The organism is Nonomuraea sp. JJY05, assembly GCF_043496855.1.
GTDB lineage: Bacteria > Actinomycetota > Actinomycetes > Streptosporangiales > Streptosporangiaceae > Nonomuraea.
Map to the genome: position 1 here is coordinate 1 of NZ_JBIEIS010000080.1, position 22,264 is coordinate 22,264.

Here is a 22,264-nt window from a genome sequence, read left to right on the forward strand (position 1 = left end):
TCATCACGACAGCCCTTGGTTATGGATCTTCTTCCCTCGACAAGAAGAATGATCACCCAAGGGCTGTCTTGCTGAGAAATCTGGCGCGGTCTCACCAGCCACCAAGGTTAAAGATCAAGCTAGGGTGCCTTGGCTACGGGGGTCGCCGGGTTGGGGTGGGCGACGGGCTTGGTGCAGGGCCGGTTGGCGGTGTCAGCTGCTGCCTCTGGACAGGCGATGGCGCTCGGTTGCCTCAGCTGGATGGTGTCACCGGGGATGGGTGAGCGCGGTGAGTTTGGTGTGAGGTTGGTGTCAGGGATGGGGCCGGCAATGGGGAGGGCGTCCCCGTCGTGGTGCTTGTGCCGGTCGCGATGGGTGGCCGCCACTCGGTCTGCTTGGTTCTCGGAGGGAGGGCGGCTGGGCGCGCGGGTGAGGGTGGTGAGCCGCCCCGGGGGGGCGGCTGGTGGAGGGATGGGGGTCCTGCGGGGGTCTGAGGGGTGGGGTGGTGGGTTGTTGGATGGGGTGGAGTTGTCAGAGGAGTCTGCGGAGGCGTAGGAGGTCGCCGAAGCTGGCGTCGATCTTCACGCGTCCTCCGAGCAGCGCGCGAGCGAGGTCCAGTTCCCCGTCCACCAGGGCGATCAGGTCGTCGCTCGCGATCGTCAGCTTCACGTCCGCCGGCTTGCCGTCTGATGGTGGATGTTCGGTGAACGGGTCGAGCCCTCCGTGGTGCAGCCGGCCGTAGAAGATCACGTCGAGGTCGGGAACCCGGCAGCTGACCGTCCGCTCGACCACGTGTTTGGCACGATCCTGCTCGTCGATCTCGTCGAACTGGGCGACGAGCTTCACCAGTGCCGCCCGGCACTCCTCGACGCTTGCCATGGTGCGTATCCTTTCATTTCCCTTTGCGGACGGTAGCGTTCCACATCAGTAGCACCCCCGTATGAGCTTCAACGCGTGACACGCCTGCCAAGGTCCCGGGCGCTCGCGGGAGGCGTTACGGTCGAGTCATGAGTGAGCTGTCGGAGGAGACCGGCGACGAGCGGGTCGATGCCATCGTGGCCGGTCTGGGCCGGCTTGGCGAGCTGCCGGTGAGTGAGCACGTGCAGGTCTTCGACGAGGCGTTCTCCGGGCTCGAGTCCACGCTGGCCACCGCCGTGGAAGAGCAGTGAGCCGGCGGATCCGCCTCGACAGCGAGCTGGTACGCCGGGGCCTGGCCAGGTCGCGCGAGCAGGCCGCCCAGCTCATCGAGGCCGGCCGGGTGAGCGTCGGGGGCCAGCCGGCGCGCAAGCCCGCCACCCAGGTCGAGACCGCCTCCGCCATCGTGGTCGCCGAGTCGGAGGACGGGCCCGACTACGTTTCGCGAGGAGCGCACAAACTGCTCGGCGCGCTCGAGGCGTTCGAGAACCTGGGGGTGGAGGGGCGGCGCTGCCTCGACGCGGGCGCCTCCACCGGCGGGTTCACGGACGTGCTGCTGCGCCGCGGCGCCGCCCACGTGCTCGCCGTGGACGTGGGCTACGGCCAGCTGGCCTGGTCGCTGCGCACCGACGAGCGGGTGACGGTGATGGAGCGCGTCAACGTACGCGACCTGACCCCCGAGATGGTCGGCGAGCCGCCCACGCTGGTCGTGGGCGATCTGTCGTTCATCTCGCTGCGGCTGGTGCTGCCCGCGCTGGCCTCGGTCGCCGCGCCGCGGGCCGATTTCGTGATGCTGGTCAAACCACAGTTCGAGGTGGGCAAGGACCTCGTCGGGGCGGGAGGCGTCGTGCGCGATCCCGAGTTGCGCAGGCGTTCGGTGAGTGATGCCGCCGCCAAGGCCCGGGAGCTGGGGCTGGCCGTGCGCGGCGTGACCGCCAGCCCGCTGCCGGGACCATCGGGAAATGTCGAATATCTGCTCTGGCTGGGCAAAGGGGAGGGCGAGCCCGCTGTCGCCGACCTCCAAGCCGAGATCCAACGTGCCGTCGCGGAAGGGCCGCAATGAAACGGACCGTGCTGGTCGCCGTACACACCGGGCGTGAAGCCGCAGTCGAGAGCGCTCGCCTGGTCATCAACCGGCTGGTGGACGCCGGTATCAACGTCAGGGTGCTCGAGTCCGAGTACACCGAGGTCGGCTGCGGCGGCGTGGAGTCGGTGCCCGGAGACCCGGGCGCGGTCAAGGACGCCGAGGTCATGATCGTGCTCGGTGGTGACGGCACGCTGCTGCGCGCGGCCGAGCTGACCAAGCCGGCGGGCACGCCGCTGCTGGGGGTCAACCTCGGGCATGTCGGGTTCCTGGCCGAGGCGGAGGTCGCCGACCTGGCCGAGGCGGTCGACAGCGTCGTGGCGGGCCGCTACGACGTCGAGGAGCGCATGACGATCGACGTTCTCGCCAGGCAGAACGGCCGGGTGATCGCCGACACGTGGGCGCTCAACGAGGTCACCGTGGAGAAGCAGGAGCGCATGCTCGAGGTGGTCGCCGAGATCGACGGCCGCCCCCTGTCGCGATGGGGGTGCGACGGCGTGATCTGCGCCACCCCGACGGGCTCGACGGCCTATGCTTTCTCAGCGGGCGGACCCGTCGTATGGCCGGAGGTGGAGGCGCTGCTCATGGTGCCCATCAGCGCGCACGCGCTGTTCGCCAGGCCGTTGGTGGTCTCGCCGCGCTCCACGCTGGCCGTCGAGATTCTCCCCGAGACACCGGGCGGCGTCCTGTGGTGCGACGGGCGGCGTCGCTTCGAGTTGCCGTCGGGCTCGCGGGTCGAGGTGCGCAGAGGCGCCGAGCCCGTACGCCTGGCGCGGCTGCACGGCGTGGAGAGCAGCGGCGCGCCGTTCACGGACAGATTGGTCGCCAAGTTCGAGCTTCCTGTTCAGGGCTGGCGCGGAAGGGTGCGACCCTGAGTCAATGGAGGCGGGACCGCGTAGGATCGCCTGGGCACACGTTGGCACACGTGTTCGGAGACGACGCGGGTGACCATCAGACACGGCAGTGAACGGGAGTGGGCAGTGCGACCAAGGGTCGAGGAGGTCCGCATCCAGGGGCTCGGCGTCATCGATGAGGCCGTTCTCGAGCTTTCGCCGGGCTTCAACGTGGTCACCGGCGAGACCGGCGCGGGCAAGACGATGGTCGTGACCGGGCTCGGGCTGCTGTTCGGCGGCCGGGCCGACCCCTCGCGCATCCGGCCGGGGGCCGATCGGGCGAGCGTCGAGGGCACGTTGGTCATCCAGCCGGACGGGCGCGTCTCCCAGCAGGTCGAGGACATCGGCGGCGAGGTCGAGGACGGCGAGCTGATCATCTCGCGCACCGTCTCGGCCGAGGGCAGGTCCAGGGCCTGGCTCGGCGGGCGCACGGTGCCCGTCGGCACGCTGACCTATCTCGCCGACGACCTGGTGGCCGTGCACGGGCAGATGGACCAGCAGCGGCTGCTCCAGCCGGCCAGGCAGCGCGCGGCGCTCGACCGCTACGCCGGCAACAAGCTGGTCAAGCCGCTGCGGGCATACTCGCAGGCGTACAAACGGCACAAACAGGTCGGCGCGCTGCTCGAGGAGCTGACCACCAGGGCCAGGGAGCGGGCGCAGGAGGCCGACCGGCTGCGGTTCGGCCTGGAGGAGATCGAGAAGGTCGACCCCAAGCCGGGCGAGGACACCGAGCTTCGCGGCGAGGAGGAGCGGCTCTCGCACGCCGACGCGCTGCGCAGCGCCGCCACCACCGCGCACACCGCGCTGCTCGGCGACCCGATGGAGGCGGCGGGAGGCCCCCACGACGTGATCTCGCTGCTCGGCGAGGCGCGGACGGCCGTGGAGGCCGTACGCGACTTCGACCCCCAGCTCGCCTCCGTGGCCGACCGGCTGGCCGAGGCCGGCTACCTGATCTCCGACGTGGCCACCGACCTCGCGGCCTACGCGGAGTCGATCGAGGCCGACCCGGCGCGGCTGGCGGCGGTGCAGGAGCGCCGCTCCGTGCTGTCCGGGCTGATCCGGAAATACGCGGAGGACAGCGCGGGTGTCCTGTCCTGGGCGCAGCAGGCCGCCACCCGGCTGGCCGAGCTGGAGGGCGACGACGAGCGCATCGAGGAGCTGGCCCGCGAGCACGAGGACCTGACCGAGCGGCTCACCGACCTGGCCGCCGAGCTCACCAGGGTGCGCCAGGCCGCCGCCGAGCGCTTCGGCCAGGCCGTGACCGAGGAACTGACGGCGCTGGCCATGCCCCACGCCAGGGTCGTGGTGCACCTCACCCAGAGCGAGGAGTTCGGTCCCGAGGGCCGCGACGAGGTGGAGCTCCGGATGGCCGCCCACCCCGCCGCGCCGCCCCTGCCGCTCAACAAGGGCGCCTCCGGCGGCGAGCTGAGCCGGGTCATGCTCGCGATCGAAGTGGTGTTCGCGGGGGCGGACCCGGTGCCGACGTTCGTGTTCGACGAGGTGGACGCGGGCGTCGGCGGCAAGGCCGCGGTCGAGATCGGGCGCCGGCTGGCCAGGCTGGCGCGCACCGCGCAGGTGATCGTGGTGACCCACCTGCCGCAGGTCGCCGCGTTCGCCGACCAGCATCTGGTGGTCGAGAAGGCGAGCGACGGCAGCGTCGTGCGCAGCGGCGTGGTCACGCTCGACCACGAGGGCAGGGTACGCGAGCTTTCCCGCATGCTGGCGGGCTTGGAGGACTCCGAATTGGGCAGGGCCCACGCGGAAGAACTCCTGGAACTTGCCGCGGCAGACAGGTGATCCTGGGTGACATAGCGGACACGCCGCGTAATGCGTGGCCTCTGCGCTGTTTCGCTCTGGCAGGATGGTCTTGATGAAGGTTCCGGGAAGCAAGATGCCGGGCCTCCGCGGCCGGAAGGTTGGAGACCTTCCCGGTGTAACGGCAGTGGCGAGAATCGACCGGCGGACCAAGAGGCTGACAAAGCGCCTCCAGCCCGGGGAAATTGCGATTATCGACCACGTTGACGTTGACCGGGTCAGCGCGGAGGCGCTCGTCGCATGCGGTGCCGCGGCGGTGGTGAACGTCGCCTGCGGCATCAGTGGCCGCTACCCCAACCTGGGGCCCCAGATTTTGCTCGAGGCGGGCGTGCCGTTCGTGGACAACGCCAATCAGGAGCTGTTCGAGCGCATCAAGGACGGCGACGTCGTACGCGTCAGCGACGGCGTGGTCTACCTCGACGACGACGTCGTCGGCAAGGGCAGTGAGCAGACCGTGGAGGCCGTCGAGTCGGCCATGGCCGAGGCCCGCGCCGGGCTCGCCGTGCAGATCGAGGCTTTCGCCGTCAACACCATGGAGTATGTTCGCGGTGAGGGCAAGCTTCTCATCGACGGAGTCGGCGTGCCTGAGATCCGCACTCCCATGGAGGGCAGACATGTCCTCATCGTGGTGCGCGGATATCACTACAAGGAAGACATCGCCACCCTCCGCCCTTACATCCGCGAATACCGTCCGGTCCTCGTCGGCGTCGACGGCGGGGCTGACGCGCTCCTGGAGGCCGGCTACCTGCCCGACGTGATCGTGGGCGACTTCGACTCCGTCTCCACCAAGGCCCTGACCTGCGGCGCCGAGCTCGTCGTACACGCCTACCGCGACGGCAGGGCGCCGGGCCTGGAGCGTGTCCACCAGCTCGGCCGCGAGGCGGTGATCTTCCCCGCCACCGGCACCAGCGAGGACATCGCGATGCTCCTGGCCGACGACAAGGGCGCCGAGCTGATCGTGGCCGTGGGCACCCACGGCACGCTGGAGGAGTTCCTCGACAAGGGCCGCCCGGGCATGGCCAGCACCTTCCTCACCCGGCTCATCATCGGCAGCAAGCTCATCGACGCCAAGGGCGTGAGCAGGCTCTACCGCAGCCGCATCTCCACCCCGCAGTTGTTGCTGCTCGTGATCACGGCGCTGATAACGATGAGCGTCGCCCTCTTCCTCTCACCGATCGGCCAGACCTGGCTGAACGGTCTGCAAGATGCCTGGAACGCCTTCATCTTCTGGCTGGTCGGACTCTTCTCGTGATCGATTTTCGCTATCACCTCGTCTCCATCGTCGCGATCTTCCTGGCGCTCGCAGTGGGGATCGTGCTGGGCACCACGCTGCTGCAGGAGCCCGCGGTCAAGTCGGCGCAGGAGGTGGCCGCCCAGCTCACCAAGTCGAAGGAGGAGCTGCGGACGCAGCTCGACGCGCTCCAGGGCCGCGAGTCCGGCAATGACGCGCTCATCACCGCTCTGACGCCGGACCTGGTGGCGGGTGACCTGACGGGCCAGCGGGTGCTCCTCGTCGAGACGCCCGGCTCCAGCACCACCGTTCGCGAGGCCGCTCAGCAGGCGCTCACGCAGGCGGGCGCGGACATCTCCGGACGGGCCTCGCTGACGGAGAAGTTCTTCGACCCCAAGGGTGTCGGCGTGCTGGACGGCCTGGTCAACCAGCTCAAGCCGGCCAACATGATCTTCCCGGCCACGGCCACCTCCTGGGACCGGGCCGCCATGCTGCTGTCGGCCGCCTTCGTCACGCCCGACCAGGCGCAGGCGAACACGCCCAACCCGGCCACCACCGACGTCGTCGGCTCATTCGAGACGGGCGGGCTGCTCACCACCGACGGTGACCCGATCAAGCGGGCCACGCTCGTCGTCATGCTCGCGCCGGAGAAGCCGTACGAAGGCGAGAGCGCCGAGGTCCAGGCGGGCGCGCTCGTCTCCGTGGCCGGGGGGCTCGACCTGGCGGGCAAGGGCACGGTGCTGGCCGGGACCGTCGCCACCCCCGCCGCACCCGGCGACCCGATCGCCGCCCTGCGTGACGACGGCGAGGTCTCCAAGCGGGTCAGCTCGGTCGATACCGCCGACATGCCCGCGGGCCGGGTCGCGATCGTCTACTCTCTCCGGGAGCAGCTGAACGGGCGCGCCGGCCAGTACGGCATCGGCAAGGGCGCCTCGGCGATGCTGCCCACGGTGACGACCGCCACTCCGTCCCCCACCACCCAGTCAGGGAGCTGACATGCCTGCCACCCAGGCCCGTGGTCTCCTCTACGCGCTCGCCGGTGCCGCGATCGGCGCCGCGGCCGCCCGCCTCGCGTACGCCGCGTTCACCCGCAACAAGCCGGCCGACCTGAGCGGGCGCTGGACGCGCAAGAACCACCGCGGCGAGCCCATCACGCTGCTCGAAGGCCCCGCGTTCGTGGCGGGGGCGAGCACGGCCGCCGCGCTCACGCCCGGCCTGCCGGGGCGGTTGCGCCTGGCCGCGCTCGTCGCGGGCGCGGGCAGCGGCGCGCTCGGCGCCTACGACGACCTGTACGGCACCACGTCGTCCAAGGGCTTCAAGGGCCATCTGACCGCGCTCGCCCGGGGCGAGGTCACCAGCGGTGCCGTCAAGATCCTCGGCATCGGCGCCACCGGGCTCGGCGCCGCCGCCCTTGTCTCGCAGGGACCGGTCGACACCCTGGTCAACGGCGCCGCCATCGCCGGCGCCGCCAACCTCGCCAACCTCTTCGACCTGCGCCCCGGCCGGGCCGTCAAGGTGGGCCTGCTGACCGGCGGGCCGCTGCTGGCCGCCGCCCTCTTCCGCGACTCGCCCGCCGCCGCGGCGCTGGCCGCCGTGCCGCTGGGGGCCGCCGCGGCGCTGCTGCCGGAGGACCTCGGGGAGCGCGCCATGCTCGGCGACGCCGGGGCCAACTCGCTGGGCGCCCTGCTCGGGCTTGCCGCCGTCACCAAGCTGGGCCGTCCGGGCCGCTACGTCCTGCTGGGCACCGTGGTGGCGCTGACCGCCGCCGCGGAGAAGGTCAGCTTCACCAAGGTCATCGCCGGCAACCGCGTGCTCAACCGCCTCGACATGCTCGGCCGCCGTCCGGTCGACCCTGTGTGACCGCTCGTTTGTCGGTACGACCTGCCAGGATGTTCTGCGTCGGCGCGATCGGGCGCGGAGCTGGGGAGGCAGGGTGGCAGTGGTGACGGCGCGAGGGGTCGCGGGCGGCGCCATGCTCATCGGGGCCATCACGGTGCTGGCCCGGGTCGCCGGGTTCGCCAAGCAGTACGCCTTCGCCCAGACAGTGGGGACCAACTGCCTCTCGACCGCTTACATGACCGCCAACCAGATCCCCAACATCGTGTTCGAGGTGGTCGTCGGCGGGGCCCTGGCCGGGATGGTCGTCCCGGTGCTGGCGGGCGCGGATGGCCGGGCCGTGGATGACGAGCGGGTGGGGCGGATCAGCTCGGCGCTGCTGACGTGGGTGGTCGTGGTGCTCGTGCCGCTGGCCGTGCTCACCGCGCTGTTCGCCGGGCCGGTCATCGGGGTGTTCTTCGGCTCCGCGATCGAAGGGTGCGAAACGGTAACTAGCGCGGTGACGGCGGTCGCCGGCCGGATGCTGGTCGTCTTCGCGCCCCAGATCCCCCTTTACGGCGTCGCCGTCGTGCTCTACGGCGTGCTGCAGGCGCACAAGCGCTTCGCCGGGCCCGCGGTGGCGCCCCTCGTGTCCAGCATCGTGGTCATCGTGGCCTACCTGCTGTTCGTGCCGCTCAGCGGCGGCGACAGCGATCCCGCGACGCTGCCGGGCCCGGCCGAGCTGGCGCTGTCGCTGGGGACCAGCCTGGGGGTGCTGTCCCTGGTGCTGGCCGTGATCGGGCCCACGGCCCGGCTGGGGTTGAGGTGGCGGCCCACGCTGCGGTTCCCCGACGGGGTGGCCGGGCAGGTGCGCCGGCTCGCCTTCGCCGGGATCGCCGCGCTCCTCGCCCAGCAGGCCGCCACGATCGTGGTCCTGGTGCTGTCCAACAACGCGATCGGCACCGGCGCCATCGCCGTCTACAACTACGCGTGGGCGATCTACCTGGTGCCGTACGCGGTGCTGGCCGTGCCCATCACCACCAGCGCGTTCCCCCGGCTGTCCGCGCAGGCCGGCGAGCCGCAGGCGTTCGCCGAGCTGGCGGCGCGCACCACGCGGGCCGTGGTGCTGGTGTCCGGGCTGGCCGCCGGGGTGCTGGCCGCCGCCTCGGGGCCGGGCGCGGTGGTGTTCCTCGGGTTCAAGACCGTCGTGTCCCCGTCGGAGCTGGCCAACGCCATCGCGCTGTTCGCGCCGGGCCTGGTCGGATACGGGCTGATCGCTCATCTGAGCCGGGTGCTGTTCGCGGCCGGTCGCGGCCGGGCGGTCGCCGTCGGGACCGTGACGGCGTGGGTGGTGGCGGCGGTCGCGCAGGCGGTCTTCGCGCTGGCGCTGCCCGCGGGCTGGAAGATCGGTGGCCTGGCGCTCGGTATGAGCGTGGGCATGAGCGTGGGCGGGGCGCTGCTGCTCGGCTCCGTGGTCCGCGCCCGGGGGAGCGCGGCGGTGGCGGGCCTGCCCCGGGCGGCGGCCGCGGCGGCCGGGGGCGGTCTCCTGGGTTACCTGGCAGCGGCCGGCGTAGTGGGGCTGATCGGCGCGAGCGGCATCTGGCCCAACGTGTGGGCCACCATCCTGGCCGCCGTCGTCGCGCTGGTGGTGGGGGCCGTGGTCGTGGCCCTGGTCGATCGGGCCGATACCGACGCCGTGGCCGGGCTGCTGCGCCGGGGCGGGCCGGGCTGAGCGTGCCGCTCCATGGCCCGGCGGCCGGGAGCGGCGAGGAAGGAGCGGGTTGTGCGGGTGGCTTTCGTGCTGGGCACCACGTCCGGCGGCACCGGGCGGCATGTCCGGATGCTGGTCGAAGGGCTGGTGCGGCGCGGGCACCAGGTGGCCGTCATCGGGCCGCGCAGCGTCGAGGAGCAGTTCTCGTACGCCGACGCGGGGGCGCGGTTCGCGGCGGTGGCCGTCTCGGACCGGCCGCATCCCGCCGATGACCTGCGCACCGCGCTCGCCATCAGACGGTTGACCCGGGACGCCGACGTCGCGCACGCCCACGGGCTGCGGGCCGGAGCGCTGACCGCCCTCGGAAGGCGGGGCGGGCCGCGACTGGTGGTGACCCTGCACAACGCGTTGACCGCCGGAGGGTTCGTCGGGCTCGTCTACGGGGTCCTGGAGCGCATCGTGGCCCGGCGGGCCGATCACGTGCTCGTCGTCTCGCCGGACCTCGGCGCGGGCATGGCGCGCCTCGGGGCCCGCGACGTGCGGGCCGCCGTGGTGCCCGCGCCCGGGCTCCGGCCGGCGGTCCGCACACCGCGGCAGGTCAGGGACGAGCTGGGCGCGGGCGACCGGCCGGTGCTGCTCACGATCGCCCGGCTGGCCCAGCAGAAGGGGCTCGAGACGCTGCTCGACGCCGCCTCCGGGCCGTGGCCGTCCGAGCGGCCGTTGTTCGTGGTCGCGGGGGAAGGGCCACTCCGGGGGGAGCTGCAGAGCAGGATCCAGGCCGAGAGCCTGCCCGTGGTGTTGCTGGGCAATCGGGACGACGTGCCCGACCTGCTGGGGGCCGCCGTCGCGCTGGTGATGCCGAGCCGGTGGGAGGGCCAGCCGCTGACCCTGCGCGAGGCACTCATGTCGGGGACGCCGGCAATCGCCTCAAAAGTGGGTGGGATTCCAGAAATTTTGGGAGATGCCGGGATCTTGGTTCCGCCCGGGGACGTTGAGGCGTTGTGCAGCGCCGTACAAGCGCTCGCAGTGCCTGGAGCTGCGGAAACGCTGGCCGCGGCGGCCCGGCGGCGGGGGCGGGAGATGCCCGGGGAGGACGACGCCGTCGAGAGCGTGCTGGCCGTTTACGGTGGTCAAGATCCAAAGGAAGATTAGGTCGCGTCGAGCGGTTCTCATATACTGCCTGGGTTAGGGAGGGGAGTATCCCTTCGCGACAGCCTCGTCATCACGGTGCAGCCCCGCTCCACGGGGCCCCCGGGGCTGCCGGTCCGCGGTTTTCAGCGGGCGGGAGAGACCTCCGGCAATGAGTCGTGCATGCCGGAGGGTCTTGTTGTGACTGTACCCGTGTGGGCCTGGATCGCCGTGATCGGCGGTCTCCTTGTCGTCCTCGCCATTGACTTGTGGATAGTCGACCGTGGAGAAGCCCGAGAGTTCTCCATGCGGCAGGCCGGATACTGGGTGACGTTCTATGTGGCCCTCGCCGTTGTGTTCGGGGTGCTCCTGTGGACCACGGTCGGAGGAGACAAGGCAGGTGAGTTCTTCGCCGGCTACATCACCGAATACAGCTTGAGCGTCGACAACCTCTTCATCTTCTTCATCATCATGAGCAGGTTCGCCGTGCCACGGGAATACCAGCACAAGGTGCTGCTCGTGGGCATCCTGCTCGCGCTGGTGATGCGCGGCGTCTTCATCGCGCTCGGGGCCGCTGCCCTGGAGCGCTTCAGCTGGCTCTTCTACGTGTTCGGCGCCTTCCTCGTCTACACCGCGATCAACCTCATCCGCCAGCACCTCAAGGGCGAGGAAGAGGAGTTCAACGAGAACGTCGTGCTGCGGTGGGTGCGCAGGGCCTTCCCCACCACCGACGGATACGTCGGCTCCAAGGTGACCGTCAAGATCGACGGCCGGCGCATGGTGACCCCGATGCTCATCGTGATGGTCGCGATCGGGAGCACCGACCTGCTCTTCGCGCTCGACTCGATTCCGGCGATCTTCGGGCTCACCAAGGACCCGTTCATCGTCTTCACGGCCAACGCGTTCGCCCTGATGGGATTGCGTCAGCTCTACTTCCTGCTGGGCGGGCTGCTGCAGCGACTGGTCTACATCAGCTATGGTTTGGCGTTCATCCTGGGGTTCATCGGGGTTAAGCTGATATTGGAGGCGTTGCACGCCAGCCATGTCTCCTGGGCGCCCGAAATTCCCATCTGGGTGTCGCTCTCGGTCATCGGCGCCACCATGGTCATCACCACCGTGGCCAGCCTGATCAAAGCCCGCATCGACGCGCGCAAGGGCGAAGAACCGCACCCGGAGCAGGTCTAGCGAAAAGGGCTTCGAGGCGCTTTGCTTGTGTAGTTGTGCCGTGTAATAGTTGCTAGTTCTGTAACATCACGGCAAAGCGCCCGATCCAGTCACCACCAAAGGTTGTACGTGTCAGACGATTCTGCCAAGTCGAGCCGCGTCAGGCTCGCACGCGGGGTCTCCCCGTGGCTCCTCCCGACGGTGGCCGCGGCGGCCGCCACCGCGCTGCTGACGCGCCGAGACCGGCGCTGGGCGCTCGCGGCAGTGCCGCTGAGCGCGCTCACCGGCGGCATGCTCTGGTTCTTCCGCGACCCGGACCGCACTCCTGGCGAGGGCCGCATCCTGTCGCCCGCCGACGGCGTGGTGCAGAGCATCGATCCGTGGCCGGACGGCCGCACCAGGGTCGCGATCTTCATGAGCCCGCTGAACGTACACGTCAATCGGGCCCCTCTTGCGGGAAATGTCACGTCCGTGCAGCATGTGGCAGGTGGGTTCCTGCCGGCGTTCAACAAGGACAGCGACCAGAACGAACGCGTGGTGTGGCATTTCGAGACCACGCTGGGCGACATCGAGATGGTGCAGATCGCGGGCGCGGTGGCGCGCAGGATCGTGCCGTACGTGAGCGGCGGCGCGAAGGTCGCGCAGGCCGAGCGCATCGGGCTCATCAGGTTCGGTTCGCGCGTCGACATCTACCTTCCCGAAGGGATCTCTCCCGCGGTGTCCGTGGGTGAGAAGACGGTTGCGGGGGTGACCAGAATTGACTGCGGCTGACGCCGGCAGTTGGCAGGCGGATGAGGAAGAACCTCGTGGCCCCGTCGGCAAGGCGTTCCGCCTGTCCGCCGCGGACTCCCTCTCGCTGGGCAACGCGGTCTGCGGGTTCCTCGCGGTGTGCGTCCTGGCGTACTCCGCGATCCAGCAGCTGACGGTCGCCGGCGGTCATTTCACGCCCGTTCCCAGCTCTTTCGCCACCGCCATCGTGCTGCTGCTCATCGGCGCGACGTGCGACCTGTTCGACGGCCTCGTGGCGCGGCGTTTCCGCGCCTCCGCGATGGGCGCCGAGCTCGACAACCTGGCCGACGTCATCAGCTTCGGGTTCGCGCCCGCGTTCATGGTCGTGATCTGGGGCGGGTTCACCAAAGAGGTGCCGTTCCCGATGGTGGTCGGTGCGGCGGCGGCCGTGCTGGTGGCCGGCGTCGTACGCCTGGCCAGGTTCGCCTGCGTCAAGACCAAGAGCGGCGACTTCATGGGCCTGCCCATCCCCATGGGGGCCATGACCGTGATCTCCATCGTGCTGCTGTTCCAGCCGAGCGTCTGGTCCCTGCTGGCCGTGCTCGCGGTGGCGTGGCTGATGGTCAGCCGGATCGAGTACCCCAAGCCGAAGGGGCAGCTCCTGGCGGGCGTCCTGGGCTGGATCATGGTGAACGTGGCGTTCCTGACCTTCTGGGTGGCCTGGCCCGAGGGCGGCGACATGCCGATCAAGATCGGCGCGAGCATGCAGATCGCGCTCGTGGCGGCGATCCCTCTGCGGGTGCTGGTCTACAAGCGGGAGCAGCGCCGCGAAGCCGAACGTATTAACAACTGACTGGGATTTTTCGTCTTACTTCGGCTTTGATGGAGCCATGTCGGCTACGCCGCGCGAGCACACGCGCACGTACTATCTCGGCAAGCTGGCCACGGAGCTGGAGCAGCGCGGGCTGACGGCCACGCTCCGGCCCTACCCGCCCGCGTTGCGGATCAGCGATCCCGACACGGCGCTGCTGGCGGAGACCGTGGACTGCGTGCCGATGTCCGAGGGATGGTTCTATCGGTGGTCGTGGGGCGAGCTCGTCGGCCTGGCCGACGACCCCGCCCTCGCCGCCGACCGCATCCTCCACGTCCTGGCCACGCGCCCGTAGCCGACCTGGCTGTTCTTCAGGGTCTTTTACGGCTGCGCCGGTTTCAAGGCCCATCCTTTACGGCTGCGCACGGTGGGCCGCGCGCCCGTCAAGCCATTCGTTCTTTACGGCTGCGCACGGTGGGCCGCGCGCCCGTCAAGGCATTCATCCTTTACGGCTGCGCACGGTGGGCCGCGCGCCCGTCAAGGCATTCATCCTTTACGGCTGCGCACGGTGGGCCGCACGCGCCGACGTCAGTGGCCGTCTGTCATGGCCGGTCGTGAAGGCTCACGGGTTGCTCGCCGTGACGACGCGCATTCTGGGCCAGTTCCGTGGTCAGCCTGGCCATGGCGGTATTACGGGAACGGCGCCCTCGGAGGCGCGCAGGCGGCGTTCCTCGCTCGCAGGCGGTGGTCCTCAAGCGGCAGGCTGCGCAAGTCCCTTCAAGTGCGGTTCATGCGCAGCCGGGTTTTGTCACCAGCCGCGGGCCTTCCACTCGGGGAGGGAGGGGCGTTCGGTGCCGAGGGTGGTGTCCTTGCCGTGGCCAGGGTAGACCCAGGTCTCGTCGGGGAGGCGGTCGAAGATGCGCTCCGCCACGTCGGTGTAGAGCTGGGTGAAGCGCTGCGGGTCCTTCTGCGTGTTGCCGACGCCGCCGGGGAACAGCGAGTCGCCCGTGAACAGGTGGTGGCCCGCCTCGCCGCCGTCGTACAGCAGGGCGATCGAGCCCGGCGTGTGGCCGCGCAGGTGGATGACCTCCAGGGTGACGGCGCCGACCGTGATGGTGTCGCCGTGCTCGACCGTGCGGTCCACCGGCACGGGCAGGGCGGGCGCGTCGAGCGGGTGGGCGATCACCTCGGCGCCGGTGACCTTGGTCACCTGCTCCAGCGCCTGCCAGTGGTCGCCGTGCTGGTGGGTCGTGACGATCGAACCGACCGACCCGTCGGAGATCAGGGCGAGCAGCCGGTCGGCGTCGGACGCCGCGTCGATCAACAGCCCGTCGCCGGTCTCGGCGCAACGCAGCAGGTACGCGTTGTTGTCGAACGGGCCGACGGCGAGCTTGTAGATCGTGAGCGCGGGCAGCTCGCGCACGTCGGCGGGACCGCCGACCTGGACGTCACCTGTGTAGGTCATGGGTAGTCCTTTGGGGGTGTCGTGGGCAGATCAGCGGGGGCCGGCGTCGTCAGCCACGGCGGCGGCTCCGGAAGGCCCGCGTCTTCGGGCGTGAACGACTGCCCCACTGGCACCAGCGTAACGCGCTCACCCCTCGACCGGCCGGTCAGCCAGGCCGGCATGTCCACCGGCGCGGCCAGGTCGGCATGTCGCCTGGCGCGCCCAGATCAGCAAGTCGCACGGCGCGCCATGACCGTGGGGACGGGGTCGAGGGCGGCCCACGTGGCGGCGATCTCGCCCGACGGGTTCTTGAGCACGATCTCGCTCGCCGTGCTGCGGGCGTGCGGGCGGCAGGCGCGGCGGTCGTGGGGTTCGCACAGGACGAACGGCTGGGGCCGGTCCGCGGGGCCGTACCCGGCGGTCGGGTCCACGTGGCGGGGGCCGATCTCGCACAGGCGGCGTACCAGGAGGTACGAGGGAGGTACGAGGCGAGTGGTGGAGGTCGCTCTTGCGCAGGCCCTTTACCAGGAAGTTCCCGGTGAGTAGTGCAGGTCGATCATGCGCGGGCGGCGTATCAGGAGGTTTCTGGCGAGTGGTGGAGGTCGATCTTGTGCGGGCGGCGTACCAGGAGGCAGCAGGCGGGGTGCTCGGGCGGGTGCATGTCCTTCGCCCAGGCCGACCAGCGGTCTTGCGCCAGGTTGCGGACGGCGGCGGCCTGGCGGGTGGCCTCGTCCGCCAAGTCGGCCAGGTGCGGGGCAGTGGGATGGGTGGCGGCGGGGCGGCGAGCCTGGGACGGAGAGCGGTGGGTTGCGTGACCAGCGAAGGCTCGTGCGAGTGCGGCCATGGACGCAGCCTCGATCGCGGCGGTCCTGGCCTCGTAGGAGGCGTACTGTGGGACTTTGGCGCCGGTCTTTTGCCCAGGTCAGGAGGTTGAGGTGGGAGTCGGCGTTCTGCGCGTCGTGGGCGAGCACGCGCCCCCTGGCCCAGCCGGCGGGTGGGAGGGCGAGGTGCGGGCAGTCTCGGAGAGGGATGCGGTCGCAGCCCGCAGCCCGCAGTCGGCAGTCACCAGTCGGCAGTCGGCAGTCACCAGTCAGCAGCCGGTAGCCGGTAGCCGGTAGCCGGTAGCAGGGTGGTGGCCGGGGCCGATCGGCCTGGGGTGCGAGTAGGGCGGTCATGTCCGGATATTTCGTTATTTGGGGGCGTGGGGTGGAGGCCGGCATAAAGCCGCAGGTCGGCTGGTTGAATGTGGAAGGGCTCCTGCCGGGGTGGGAGATGGCCGTAACCTGTGAAGGACGGATTTTCGGGGGCCGGGCAACGGCCCGCCGAAATTGTCGGAGCCCCCGTCTACCATCCCCCGTGGACCTATCCGCCTTTTGACCTCCGGGATCGCCGTGGCAGACCGCCTGATCGTGCGTGGTGCACGAGAACACAACCTCAAGGACGTCTCGCTCGACCTGCCGCGAGACTCACTGATCGTCTTCACCGGCCTGTCCGGCTCTGGGAAGTCGAGCCTGGCCTTCGACACGATCTTCGCTGAGGGGCAGCGGCGCTACGTCGAGTCGCTGTCGGCGTACGCCCGCCAGTTCCTCGGCCAGATGGACAAGCCCGACGTCGACTTCATCGAGGGCCTGTCGCCCGCGGTGTCGATCGACCAGAAGGCCACCAGCAAGAACCCGCGCTCGACCGTCGGCACGATCACCGAGGTCTACGACTATCTGAGGCTGCTGTGGGCGCGCATCGGCAAGCCGCACTGCCCGGCGTGCTCGCGGCCGATCGCCAGGCAGACGCCCGAGCAGATCGTCGATCGCGTGATGGACCTGGAGGAGGGCACCCGCTTCCAGGTGCTCGCCCCCGTCATCAGGGGCCGCAAGGGCGAATACGCCGAGCTGTTCCGCGAGCTGCAGACCAAGGGTTTCGCCAGGGCGAGGGTCGACGGCACGGTCGTGCGGCTGGAGGAGCCGCCGAAGCTGAAGAAGTACGAGAAGCACGACATCGAGGTCATCGTCGACCGCCTGTCGGTCAAGGAGTCGGCGCGGCGCCGGCTCAACGACTCGGTCGAGACCGCGCTGCAGCTGTCCGGTGGCACGATCACGCTCGAGTTCGTCGACCTGCCGGAGGACGACCCCAACCGGGAGCGGTTCTACTCCGAGCACCTCTACTGCCCCTATGACGACCTGTCGTTCGAGGAGCTGGAGCCGCGCTCGTTCTCGTTCAACTCCCCGTTCGGCGCCTGTCCCGAGTGCACGGGCCTCGGCACGAAGATGGAGGTGGACCCCGACCTGGTGGTGCCCGACCCCGAGCGCACGCTCGGCGACGGCGCGCTCCACCCCTGGTCCGGCGGCCACACGAGCGAATACTTCGTCAGGCTGATCGAGGCGCTCGGCCACGCGGTCGGGTTCACCCTCGACACGCCGTGGGAGAAGCTGCCGAAGAAGGCGCAGAAGTCGCTGCTGTACGGCCACGACGAGCAGGTCCACGTACGCTACAGCAACCGCTACGGTCGCCAGCGCTCCTACTACACCACCTACGACGGCGTCATCCCGTGGGTGCAGCGCCGGCACGCCGAGGCGGAGAGCGACTCGACCCGTGAGCGGTTCGAGGGCTACATGCGCGAGATCCCGTGCCCGGCCTGCAAGGGCGCCAGGCTCAAGCCGGTCACGCTGGCGGTCACCGTCGCCGACAAGTCGATCGCCGAGGTCGCGGCCATGTCGATCGGTGAGTGCGCGAAGTTCCTGGCCGGGCTCAAGCTGTCCGACCGCGACATGCACATCGCCGAGCGGGTGGTCAAGGAGATCAACGCCCGCATGGGCTTCCTGCTCGACGTCGGCCTCGACTACCTGACCATGGACCGCGCCGCCGCCACCCTGGCGGGTGGCGAGGCCCAGCGCATCAGGCTGGCCACGCAGATCGGCTCCGGCCTGGTCGGCGTCCTGTACGTGCTCGACGAGCCGTCCATCGGGCTCCACCAGCGTGACAACATGCGGCTGCTCGACACGCTCGTCCGGCTGCGCGACATGGGCAACACGCTGATCGTGGTCGAGCACGACGAGGACACGATCGCGGCGGCCGACTGGGTGGTCGACATCGGCCCCGGCGCTGGGGAGCACGGCGGCCAGGTCGTCGTGTCCGGCACCGTTCAGGACCTCCTGAGCAGCGAGGAGTCGCTGACCGGCCAGTACCTGTCCGGGCGCAAGAGCATCGCGATCCCCCCCAAGCGCCGCAAGCGCGACAAGAAGCGGCAGATCACGGTCAAGGGGGCGCGCGAGCACAACCTCAAGGGCGTCGACATCGACTTCCCGCTTGGCGTGTTCACGGCGGTCACGGGCGTGTCGGGGTCCGGCAAGTCGACGCTGGTCAACGACATCCTCTACAACGCGCTGGCCAAGGAGCTCAACGGCGCCCGCACGGTGCCGGGGCGGCACTCGCGGATCAACGGCATGGACCATGTCGACAAGGTCGTCCACGTCGACCAGTCGCCGATCGGGCGCACGCCGCGCTCCAACCCGGCCACGTACACGGGCGTGTTCGACCACGTCCGCAAGCTGTTCGCGGCCACCGCCGAGGCGAAGATGCGCGGCTACCAGCCCGGGCGCTTCAGCTTCAACGTCAAGGGCGGGCGCTGCGAGGCGTGTGCGGGCGACGGCACCATCAAGATCGAGATGAACTTCCTGCCGGACGTCTACGTCCCCTGCGAGGTCTGCCACGGCGCCCGCTACAACAGGGAGACGCTGGAGGTCCACTACAAGGGCAAGACGATCTCCGAGGTGCTCGACATGCCGATCGAGGAGGCCCTGGGCTTCTTCGAGGCGATCCCGGCGATCAAGCGCCACCTGCAGACGCTCAACGACGTGGGCCTGGGCTACGTCCGGCTCGGACAGCCCGCGACCACGCTGTCCGGCGGTGAGGCGCAGCGCGTCAAGCTCGCCTCGGAGCTCCAGCGGCGGCAGACGGGCCGGACGATCTACGTGCTGGACGAGCCGACGACCGGGCTGCACTTCGAGGACATCCGGCGGCTGCTGGGTGTGCTCGGGCGGCTGGTCGACGGCGGCAACACGGTGATCGTGATCGAGCACAACCTCGATGTGATCAAGACCGCTGACTGGATCATCGACATGGGGCCCGAGGGTGGGTCCCGCGGCGGGACGCTGGTCGCCAGCGGGACGCCTGAGGAGGTGGCGCTGGTGGACGAGAGCCACACGGGCCGCTTCCTGCGAAAGATTCTCGCCTTCTGAGCCCCGCACTGGGGCTCGTGCTGAGCCTCGCGCGGGGGCCTCGTGCTGAGCCTCGCACGGGGGCCTCATGCGCGCGGCAGTTCTGGCGGTGCGGCTCGATCGGGGCGTCCGGTGGCGGACGGGCGGCCCCGGTGCGGGCCGCTGCAGCCATTCCGGTGTGACCGCAGTTGCCGGAGCGGCTGAGACGAGGTCCGGTCGGCTGAGACGAGGTCCGGTCGGCTGAGATGAGGCACGGGCATGACGGGACGGGGCACCGGTCAGACGCGGGTGTCCAGGTGCGGGCGCTGCCGGGCGGGCGACGTCGGTGCCCATGAGAGGGGTGGTCGTGCCTTACGAGGTGCGCGGGGTGGTGGCGGTCGGACGTAGCTGACCACGCTGGGTAGTCGTGCCGGGCGACGTGTGTGGTCACGCGCGGGTCGGTTGGGGCGATGTGATGGGGCGACCTGTGCGTTCAGGTGGGCTGGTGGCGGGTTGCGGCGCGGGCGCGGCGCTTGGCGGCGTCGCCGCGTTCCAGCCACCACTCGGCGAACAGCAGCGGCAGCACCCAGCCCAGCCACGCGCTCAGCGCGCTCACCGTGCTCGCCAGCAGCGTCTCGTCGCCGTGGAAGGTCGTCTCGAGCTCGGGTGAGAGGGCGATGGTGAACACGACGCCCCAGAGGCGGTTCGTGATGATGGACAGGGTCAGGGCGAAGCTGCGGACCATCCACCGGCGGTGGTCGACGAATCTGCGCTGCCTGGCCATCCGCCAGCCCGCCAGCGTGCAGCCCACCCAGAGGGAGGCGAGTACGACGCCGCTGGCCGCCGTCACCGGGCCGAAGTACGGCGTGGTCACCGACACGATCAGGCCCAGCGCGCCGCTGGGCAGGCAGCCGCCGAAGACGTACACGCGGCCGATCCGGCGGTGCGCGCGGGGATAGCGCTGGCGGAACCATGGCCAGATCTGCAGGCAGCACGTGATCATCGCGATCGAGCCGAAGATCACGTGCAGGGACAGCACCGCGAAGTGCGGTGGGAAGAAGTCGGGGGCGGGCACCCGGGAGCGGGCCGGGTTCATGGACAGGTACGGCGGGAGCGAGAAGGCGACGAACGCGATCGCCACCAGCGCCAGAGGGGCCACCCAGGGACGCCGCCACCAGCGGGGCCTGGCGGCGGGCGCGGTCGGGCGTTCTGTCGTGAGAGTCATACGAGCACGGTGGCCCTCGGCACTGACCGTCGGCCTACCGCCCGCTGACCGCCGATCACATCGGCCGGTAGCCGAGGCGAGATTCGGCTGTCGACTGCCGGGGTGCGGATGGTTGTGGGGCTGTTGGGCGGTTGCCTTGCTGGTGCGGGTGGCTTGGGGCTGCTGAGTTGTCTCGCTGGTGGGATGGCTGGGGCTGTTGGGTCACCTCGCCGGCGGAGACGGCTGAGGGCTGGCGGGCCGCCCTGCTGGCCGGGCGGCGGTTGGGGAATTGCTGGGTTGGTCGCCCGTGGGGGTGGCGGGGGGTTGGTGAGCTGTCGGACGCGCGCGGTGTGTCGGTGGTCGTGGTGGGGCGCGGTGGCCGACAGAGGCGGTGGTTGCGGTGGGGCGCGGTGGCCGATAGAGGCGGTGGTTGTGGGAGCGCTACCCGGCGGGGGGAGCGAGGGGTGGCGGCAATAAGGTTGGGTGATGGTAACGGCCTGACCTGCAGGGGGTCAGCGGGGACGCGGAGGGTCGGCAATTCATGACGGTTACGGAGCGGGGCGCAGCCATGCCTGAAACGGGGTCTGGGACGGGGCCTGGAACGGGATTTGGGCGGCGCGAGATGCTGGGGGTGGCCGGGGTCGCGGCGTGCTCGCTGGCGTTGGCGGGGTGTGGCGGGGGAGACGCCAAGGCCCAGCCGAGCCTCAAGGGCAAGGTCATCGCCAAGACCGCCGACGTGCCCGTGGGCGGGGGCAAGGTGATCGAGGACCTCCAGGTCGTGGTGACCCAGCCCACGCAGGGCGTCTACATGGCGTTCAGCTCGATCTGCACGCACAAGGGCTGCGCGGTCAGCACCCCCAAGGACAACGTCATCAGGTGCGCCTGCCACGGCAGCGAGTTCGCCGCCGACAGCGGCAAGGCCACCAAGGGGCCCGCGAGCGCCCCGCTGACCTCCTACAAGGTCAGGGTCGAGGGCGACGGCATCGTGGTCGCGTGAGGCCTGAAGCGGCCGGCTGAACACGTACTTATGCGTAGAGAACCGGATTGGGCTCGGGCACGCTGAACCGGCGCGAGGGCGCTGGCCGTACCTGAAGTGAAAGCCAATCTGGGAGGAACACACCATGACGGAAGCGACTCGCCGGGCGATGATGCTCGGCGCCGGCGGCGCCGGGCTCGCGGCGGTTCTGACGGCGTGCGCGAGCTACGGCTCGCCGACGACGGAGGCGAGTGCGGAACCACCGGCGGAGGAGCCCGCCGAGGAGTCGTCGTCGCCGAAGAAGAAGAAGGCCGAGGCGAAGAGCGGCGGCAAGGCGCTGGCCGACACGGCTGATATCCCCGAGGGCGGTGGGAAGGTCTTCGAGAACGAGAAGATCGTGGTGACGCAGCCGAGCGCCGGGGAGTACAAGGCGTTCACGGCGGTCTGCACCCACGCGGGCTGCACGGTCGCCACCGTCTCGAACAAGACGATCAACTGCCCGTGTCACGGCAGCAAGTTCAGCATCAACGACGGCTCCGTCAAGGACGGGCCCGCGAGCGAGCCGCTTGAGGAGAAGAAGATCACCGTGGACGGTGACAAGATCAAGCTCGCGTAGGTCGCGTCTCATGAATTTCTCACCTAGGTGCGGTTGGGTGAGCGCATGGGAGATGACCTTCAGAGTCGCCGTGCAGTGTTCGCGAGCGTCGGAGCGGGCGGCCTCGCGCTGGCGCTCACGGCCTGCGGCGGCGGCACCGATACCGCACAGCCCGCCGGCGCCGCCTCCGAGTCGAGCGCGCCGCAGTCCGGCGCGCCGCAAGCCGGCGGGGCGCTGGCCAAGACCGCCGACATCCCCGTCGGCGGCGGGACGATCTTCAAGGACCAGAAGATCGTGGTGACGCAGCCCACTTCGGGCGAGTTCAAGGCGTTCAGCGCCGTGTGCACGCACAACGGGTGCACGGTCGGCAGCGTCTCGGACGGGGTGATCGTCTGCCCGTGTCACAACAGCAAGTTCGCCATCGCGGACGGCTCGGTGAAGGACGGACCGGCCGACAAGCCGCTGCCCGCGCAGCAGATCAAGGTCGAGGGCGACCAGATCACGCTCGCGTAGGCGGGCCCCTTTTCAGGGAGGGCCCGCCGTGCCTGGTGGGAAGGCACGGCGGGCAACCTTGTCGGTG

The 22,264-nt window shown here is 70.1% G+C and carries 22 protein-coding genes; 17 read left to right on the plus strand and 5 right to left on the minus strand.

The annotated features are described in order from the left end of the window. Window positions 1-510 precede the first annotated feature (510 nt). Window positions 511-858: an SCP2 sterol-binding domain-containing protein gene (locus tag ACFKCF_RS59080; RefSeq protein WP_394505974.1), complete on the minus strand. Its 348-nt coding sequence runs from the start codon at window positions 856-858 to the stop codon at window positions 511-513. 128 nt (window positions 859-986) lie between these two features. On the opposite strand from ACFKCF_RS59080, the gene ACFKCF_RS59085 reads away from it, so the two are divergent. The 13 genes from ACFKCF_RS59085 to ACFKCF_RS59145 all read left to right on the plus strand — a co-directional run bounded on the left by ACFKCF_RS59085 (window position 987) and on the right by ACFKCF_RS59145 (window position 13,630). Beyond that, window positions 987-1,148: a hypothetical protein gene (locus ACFKCF_RS59085; RefSeq protein ID WP_394505976.1), complete on the plus strand. Its 162-nt coding sequence runs from the start codon at window positions 987-989 to the stop codon at window positions 1,146-1,148. Beyond that, a complete protein-coding gene (locus tag ACFKCF_RS59090; protein ID WP_394505978.1) occupies window positions 1,145-1,957 on the plus strand; it encodes a TlyA family RNA methyltransferase in 813 nt (270 codons plus the stop codon). Before ACFKCF_RS59085 ends, ACFKCF_RS59090 begins: the two co-directional genes overlap by 4 nt. Then, window positions 1,954-2,853, plus strand: coding sequence for an NAD kinase (locus tag ACFKCF_RS59095; protein WP_394505980.1), 900 nt, complete (start codon window positions 1,954-1,956; stop codon window positions 2,851-2,853). The genes ACFKCF_RS59090 and ACFKCF_RS59095 overlap by 4 nt, the downstream gene beginning before the upstream one ends. 105 nt (window positions 2,854-2,958) lie before the next feature. After that, window positions 2,959-4,668, plus strand: coding sequence for a DNA repair protein RecN (recN, locus tag ACFKCF_RS59100; protein ID WP_394505982.1), 1,710 nt, complete (start codon window positions 2,959-2,961; stop codon window positions 4,666-4,668). Between the two features lie 73 nt (window positions 4,669-4,741). Beyond that, window positions 4,742-5,938, plus strand: a complete 1,197-nt coding sequence (gene steA, locus ACFKCF_RS59105; RefSeq protein WP_394505983.1) for a putative cytokinetic ring protein SteA — start codon at window positions 4,742-4,744, stop codon at window positions 5,936-5,938. Then, window positions 5,935-6,912 (plus strand): copper transporter, encoded by a 978-nt coding sequence (locus ACFKCF_RS59110; protein ID WP_394505985.1) that lies wholly within the window; start codon window positions 5,935-5,937, stop codon window positions 6,910-6,912. Before steA ends, ACFKCF_RS59110 begins: the two co-directional genes overlap by 4 nt. A 1-nt stretch (window position 6,913) precedes the next feature. After that, window positions 6,914-7,777, plus strand: coding sequence for a hypothetical protein (locus tag ACFKCF_RS59115; RefSeq protein WP_394505986.1), 864 nt, complete (start codon window positions 6,914-6,916; stop codon window positions 7,775-7,777). Between the two features lie 73 nt (window positions 7,778-7,850). Next, window positions 7,851-9,464, plus strand: a complete 1,614-nt coding sequence (gene murJ, locus ACFKCF_RS59120) for a murein biosynthesis integral membrane protein MurJ (RefSeq protein ID WP_394505988.1) — start codon at window positions 7,851-7,853, stop codon at window positions 9,462-9,464. Between the two features lie 51 nt (window positions 9,465-9,515). Beyond that, entirely contained in the window at window positions 9,516-10,595 is a 1,080-nt protein-coding gene (locus tag ACFKCF_RS59125) for a glycosyltransferase family 4 protein (RefSeq protein ID WP_394505990.1), read from the plus strand. A 177-nt stretch (window positions 10,596-10,772) separates the two neighbouring features. Continuing rightward, window positions 10,773-11,756, plus strand: a complete 984-nt coding sequence (locus tag ACFKCF_RS59130) for a TerC family protein (RefSeq protein WP_394505992.1) — start codon at window positions 10,773-10,775, stop codon at window positions 11,754-11,756. Between the two features lie 108 nt (window positions 11,757-11,864). Continuing rightward, window positions 11,865-12,506 (plus strand): phosphatidylserine decarboxylase, encoded by a 642-nt coding sequence (locus tag ACFKCF_RS59135; RefSeq protein ID WP_394505993.1) that lies wholly within the window; start codon window positions 11,865-11,867, stop codon window positions 12,504-12,506. Then, window positions 12,493-13,317: a CDP-diacylglycerol--serine O-phosphatidyltransferase gene (pssA, locus tag ACFKCF_RS59140; RefSeq protein WP_350739917.1), complete on the plus strand. Its 825-nt coding sequence runs from the start codon at window positions 12,493-12,495 to the stop codon at window positions 13,315-13,317. Before ACFKCF_RS59135 ends, pssA begins: the two co-directional genes overlap by 14 nt. Before the next feature lie 37 nt (window positions 13,318-13,354). Further along, window positions 13,355-13,630: a hypothetical protein gene (locus tag ACFKCF_RS59145; RefSeq protein ID WP_364855063.1), complete on the plus strand. Its 276-nt coding sequence runs from the start codon at window positions 13,355-13,357 to the stop codon at window positions 13,628-13,630. Between the two features lie 453 nt (window positions 13,631-14,083). On the opposite strand, the gene ACFKCF_RS59150 is transcribed toward ACFKCF_RS59145, so the two are convergent. The 3 genes from ACFKCF_RS59150 to ACFKCF_RS59160 all read right to left on the minus strand — a co-directional run bounded on the left by ACFKCF_RS59150 (window position 14,084) and on the right by ACFKCF_RS59160 (window position 15,563). Continuing rightward, the gene (locus ACFKCF_RS59150; RefSeq protein WP_394505995.1) at window positions 14,084-14,740 is read right to left on the minus strand and encodes an MBL fold metallo-hydrolase; all 657 of its coding nucleotides are present in this window, start codon (window positions 14,738-14,740) and stop codon (window positions 14,084-14,086) included. A gap of 206 nt (window positions 14,741-14,946) precedes the next feature. Then, on the minus strand, window positions 14,947-15,150 hold the full coding sequence (locus ACFKCF_RS59155) for a hypothetical protein (protein WP_394505997.1): 204 nt from the start codon (window positions 15,148-15,150) through the stop codon (window positions 14,947-14,949). Between the two features lie 143 nt (window positions 15,151-15,293). After that, window positions 15,294-15,563: a hypothetical protein gene (locus ACFKCF_RS59160; protein WP_394505999.1), complete on the minus strand. Its 270-nt coding sequence runs from the start codon at window positions 15,561-15,563 to the stop codon at window positions 15,294-15,296. Window positions 15,564-16,110: 547 nt separating this feature from the next. Between ACFKCF_RS59160 and uvrA the strand changes: the two genes are divergently transcribed. Beyond that, the gene (gene uvrA / locus ACFKCF_RS59165; RefSeq protein WP_394506001.1) at window positions 16,111-18,951 is read left to right on the plus strand and encodes an excinuclease ABC subunit UvrA; all 2,841 of its coding nucleotides are present in this window, start codon (window positions 16,111-16,113) and stop codon (window positions 18,949-18,951) included. Window positions 18,952-19,402: 451 nt separating this feature from the next. Here uvrA and ACFKCF_RS59170 read toward each other — a convergent pair whose 3' ends face one another. Beyond that, window positions 19,403-20,134: a DUF2306 domain-containing protein gene (locus ACFKCF_RS59170; RefSeq protein ID WP_394506003.1), complete on the minus strand. Its 732-nt coding sequence runs from the start codon at window positions 20,132-20,134 to the stop codon at window positions 19,403-19,405. Window positions 20,135-20,735: 601 nt separating this feature from the next. On the opposite strand from ACFKCF_RS59170, the gene ACFKCF_RS59175 reads away from it, so the two are divergent. The 3 genes from ACFKCF_RS59175 to ACFKCF_RS59185 all read left to right on the plus strand — a co-directional run bounded on the left by ACFKCF_RS59175 (window position 20,736) and on the right by ACFKCF_RS59185 (window position 22,197). Further along, complete coding sequence (locus tag ACFKCF_RS59175) at window positions 20,736-21,110, plus strand: Rieske (2Fe-2S) protein (protein ID WP_394506005.1); 375 nt, start codon at window positions 20,736-20,738, stop codon at window positions 21,108-21,110. Window positions 21,111-21,234: 124 nt separating this feature from the next. Beyond that, on the plus strand, window positions 21,235-21,705 hold the full coding sequence (locus ACFKCF_RS59180; RefSeq protein WP_394506007.1) for a Rieske (2Fe-2S) protein: 471 nt from the start codon (window positions 21,235-21,237) through the stop codon (window positions 21,703-21,705). A gap of 75 nt (window positions 21,706-21,780) precedes the next feature. Continuing rightward, entirely contained in the window at window positions 21,781-22,197 is a 417-nt protein-coding gene (locus tag ACFKCF_RS59185) for a Rieske (2Fe-2S) protein (protein WP_394506009.1), read from the plus strand. Window positions 22,198-22,264 lie beyond the last annotated feature (67 nt).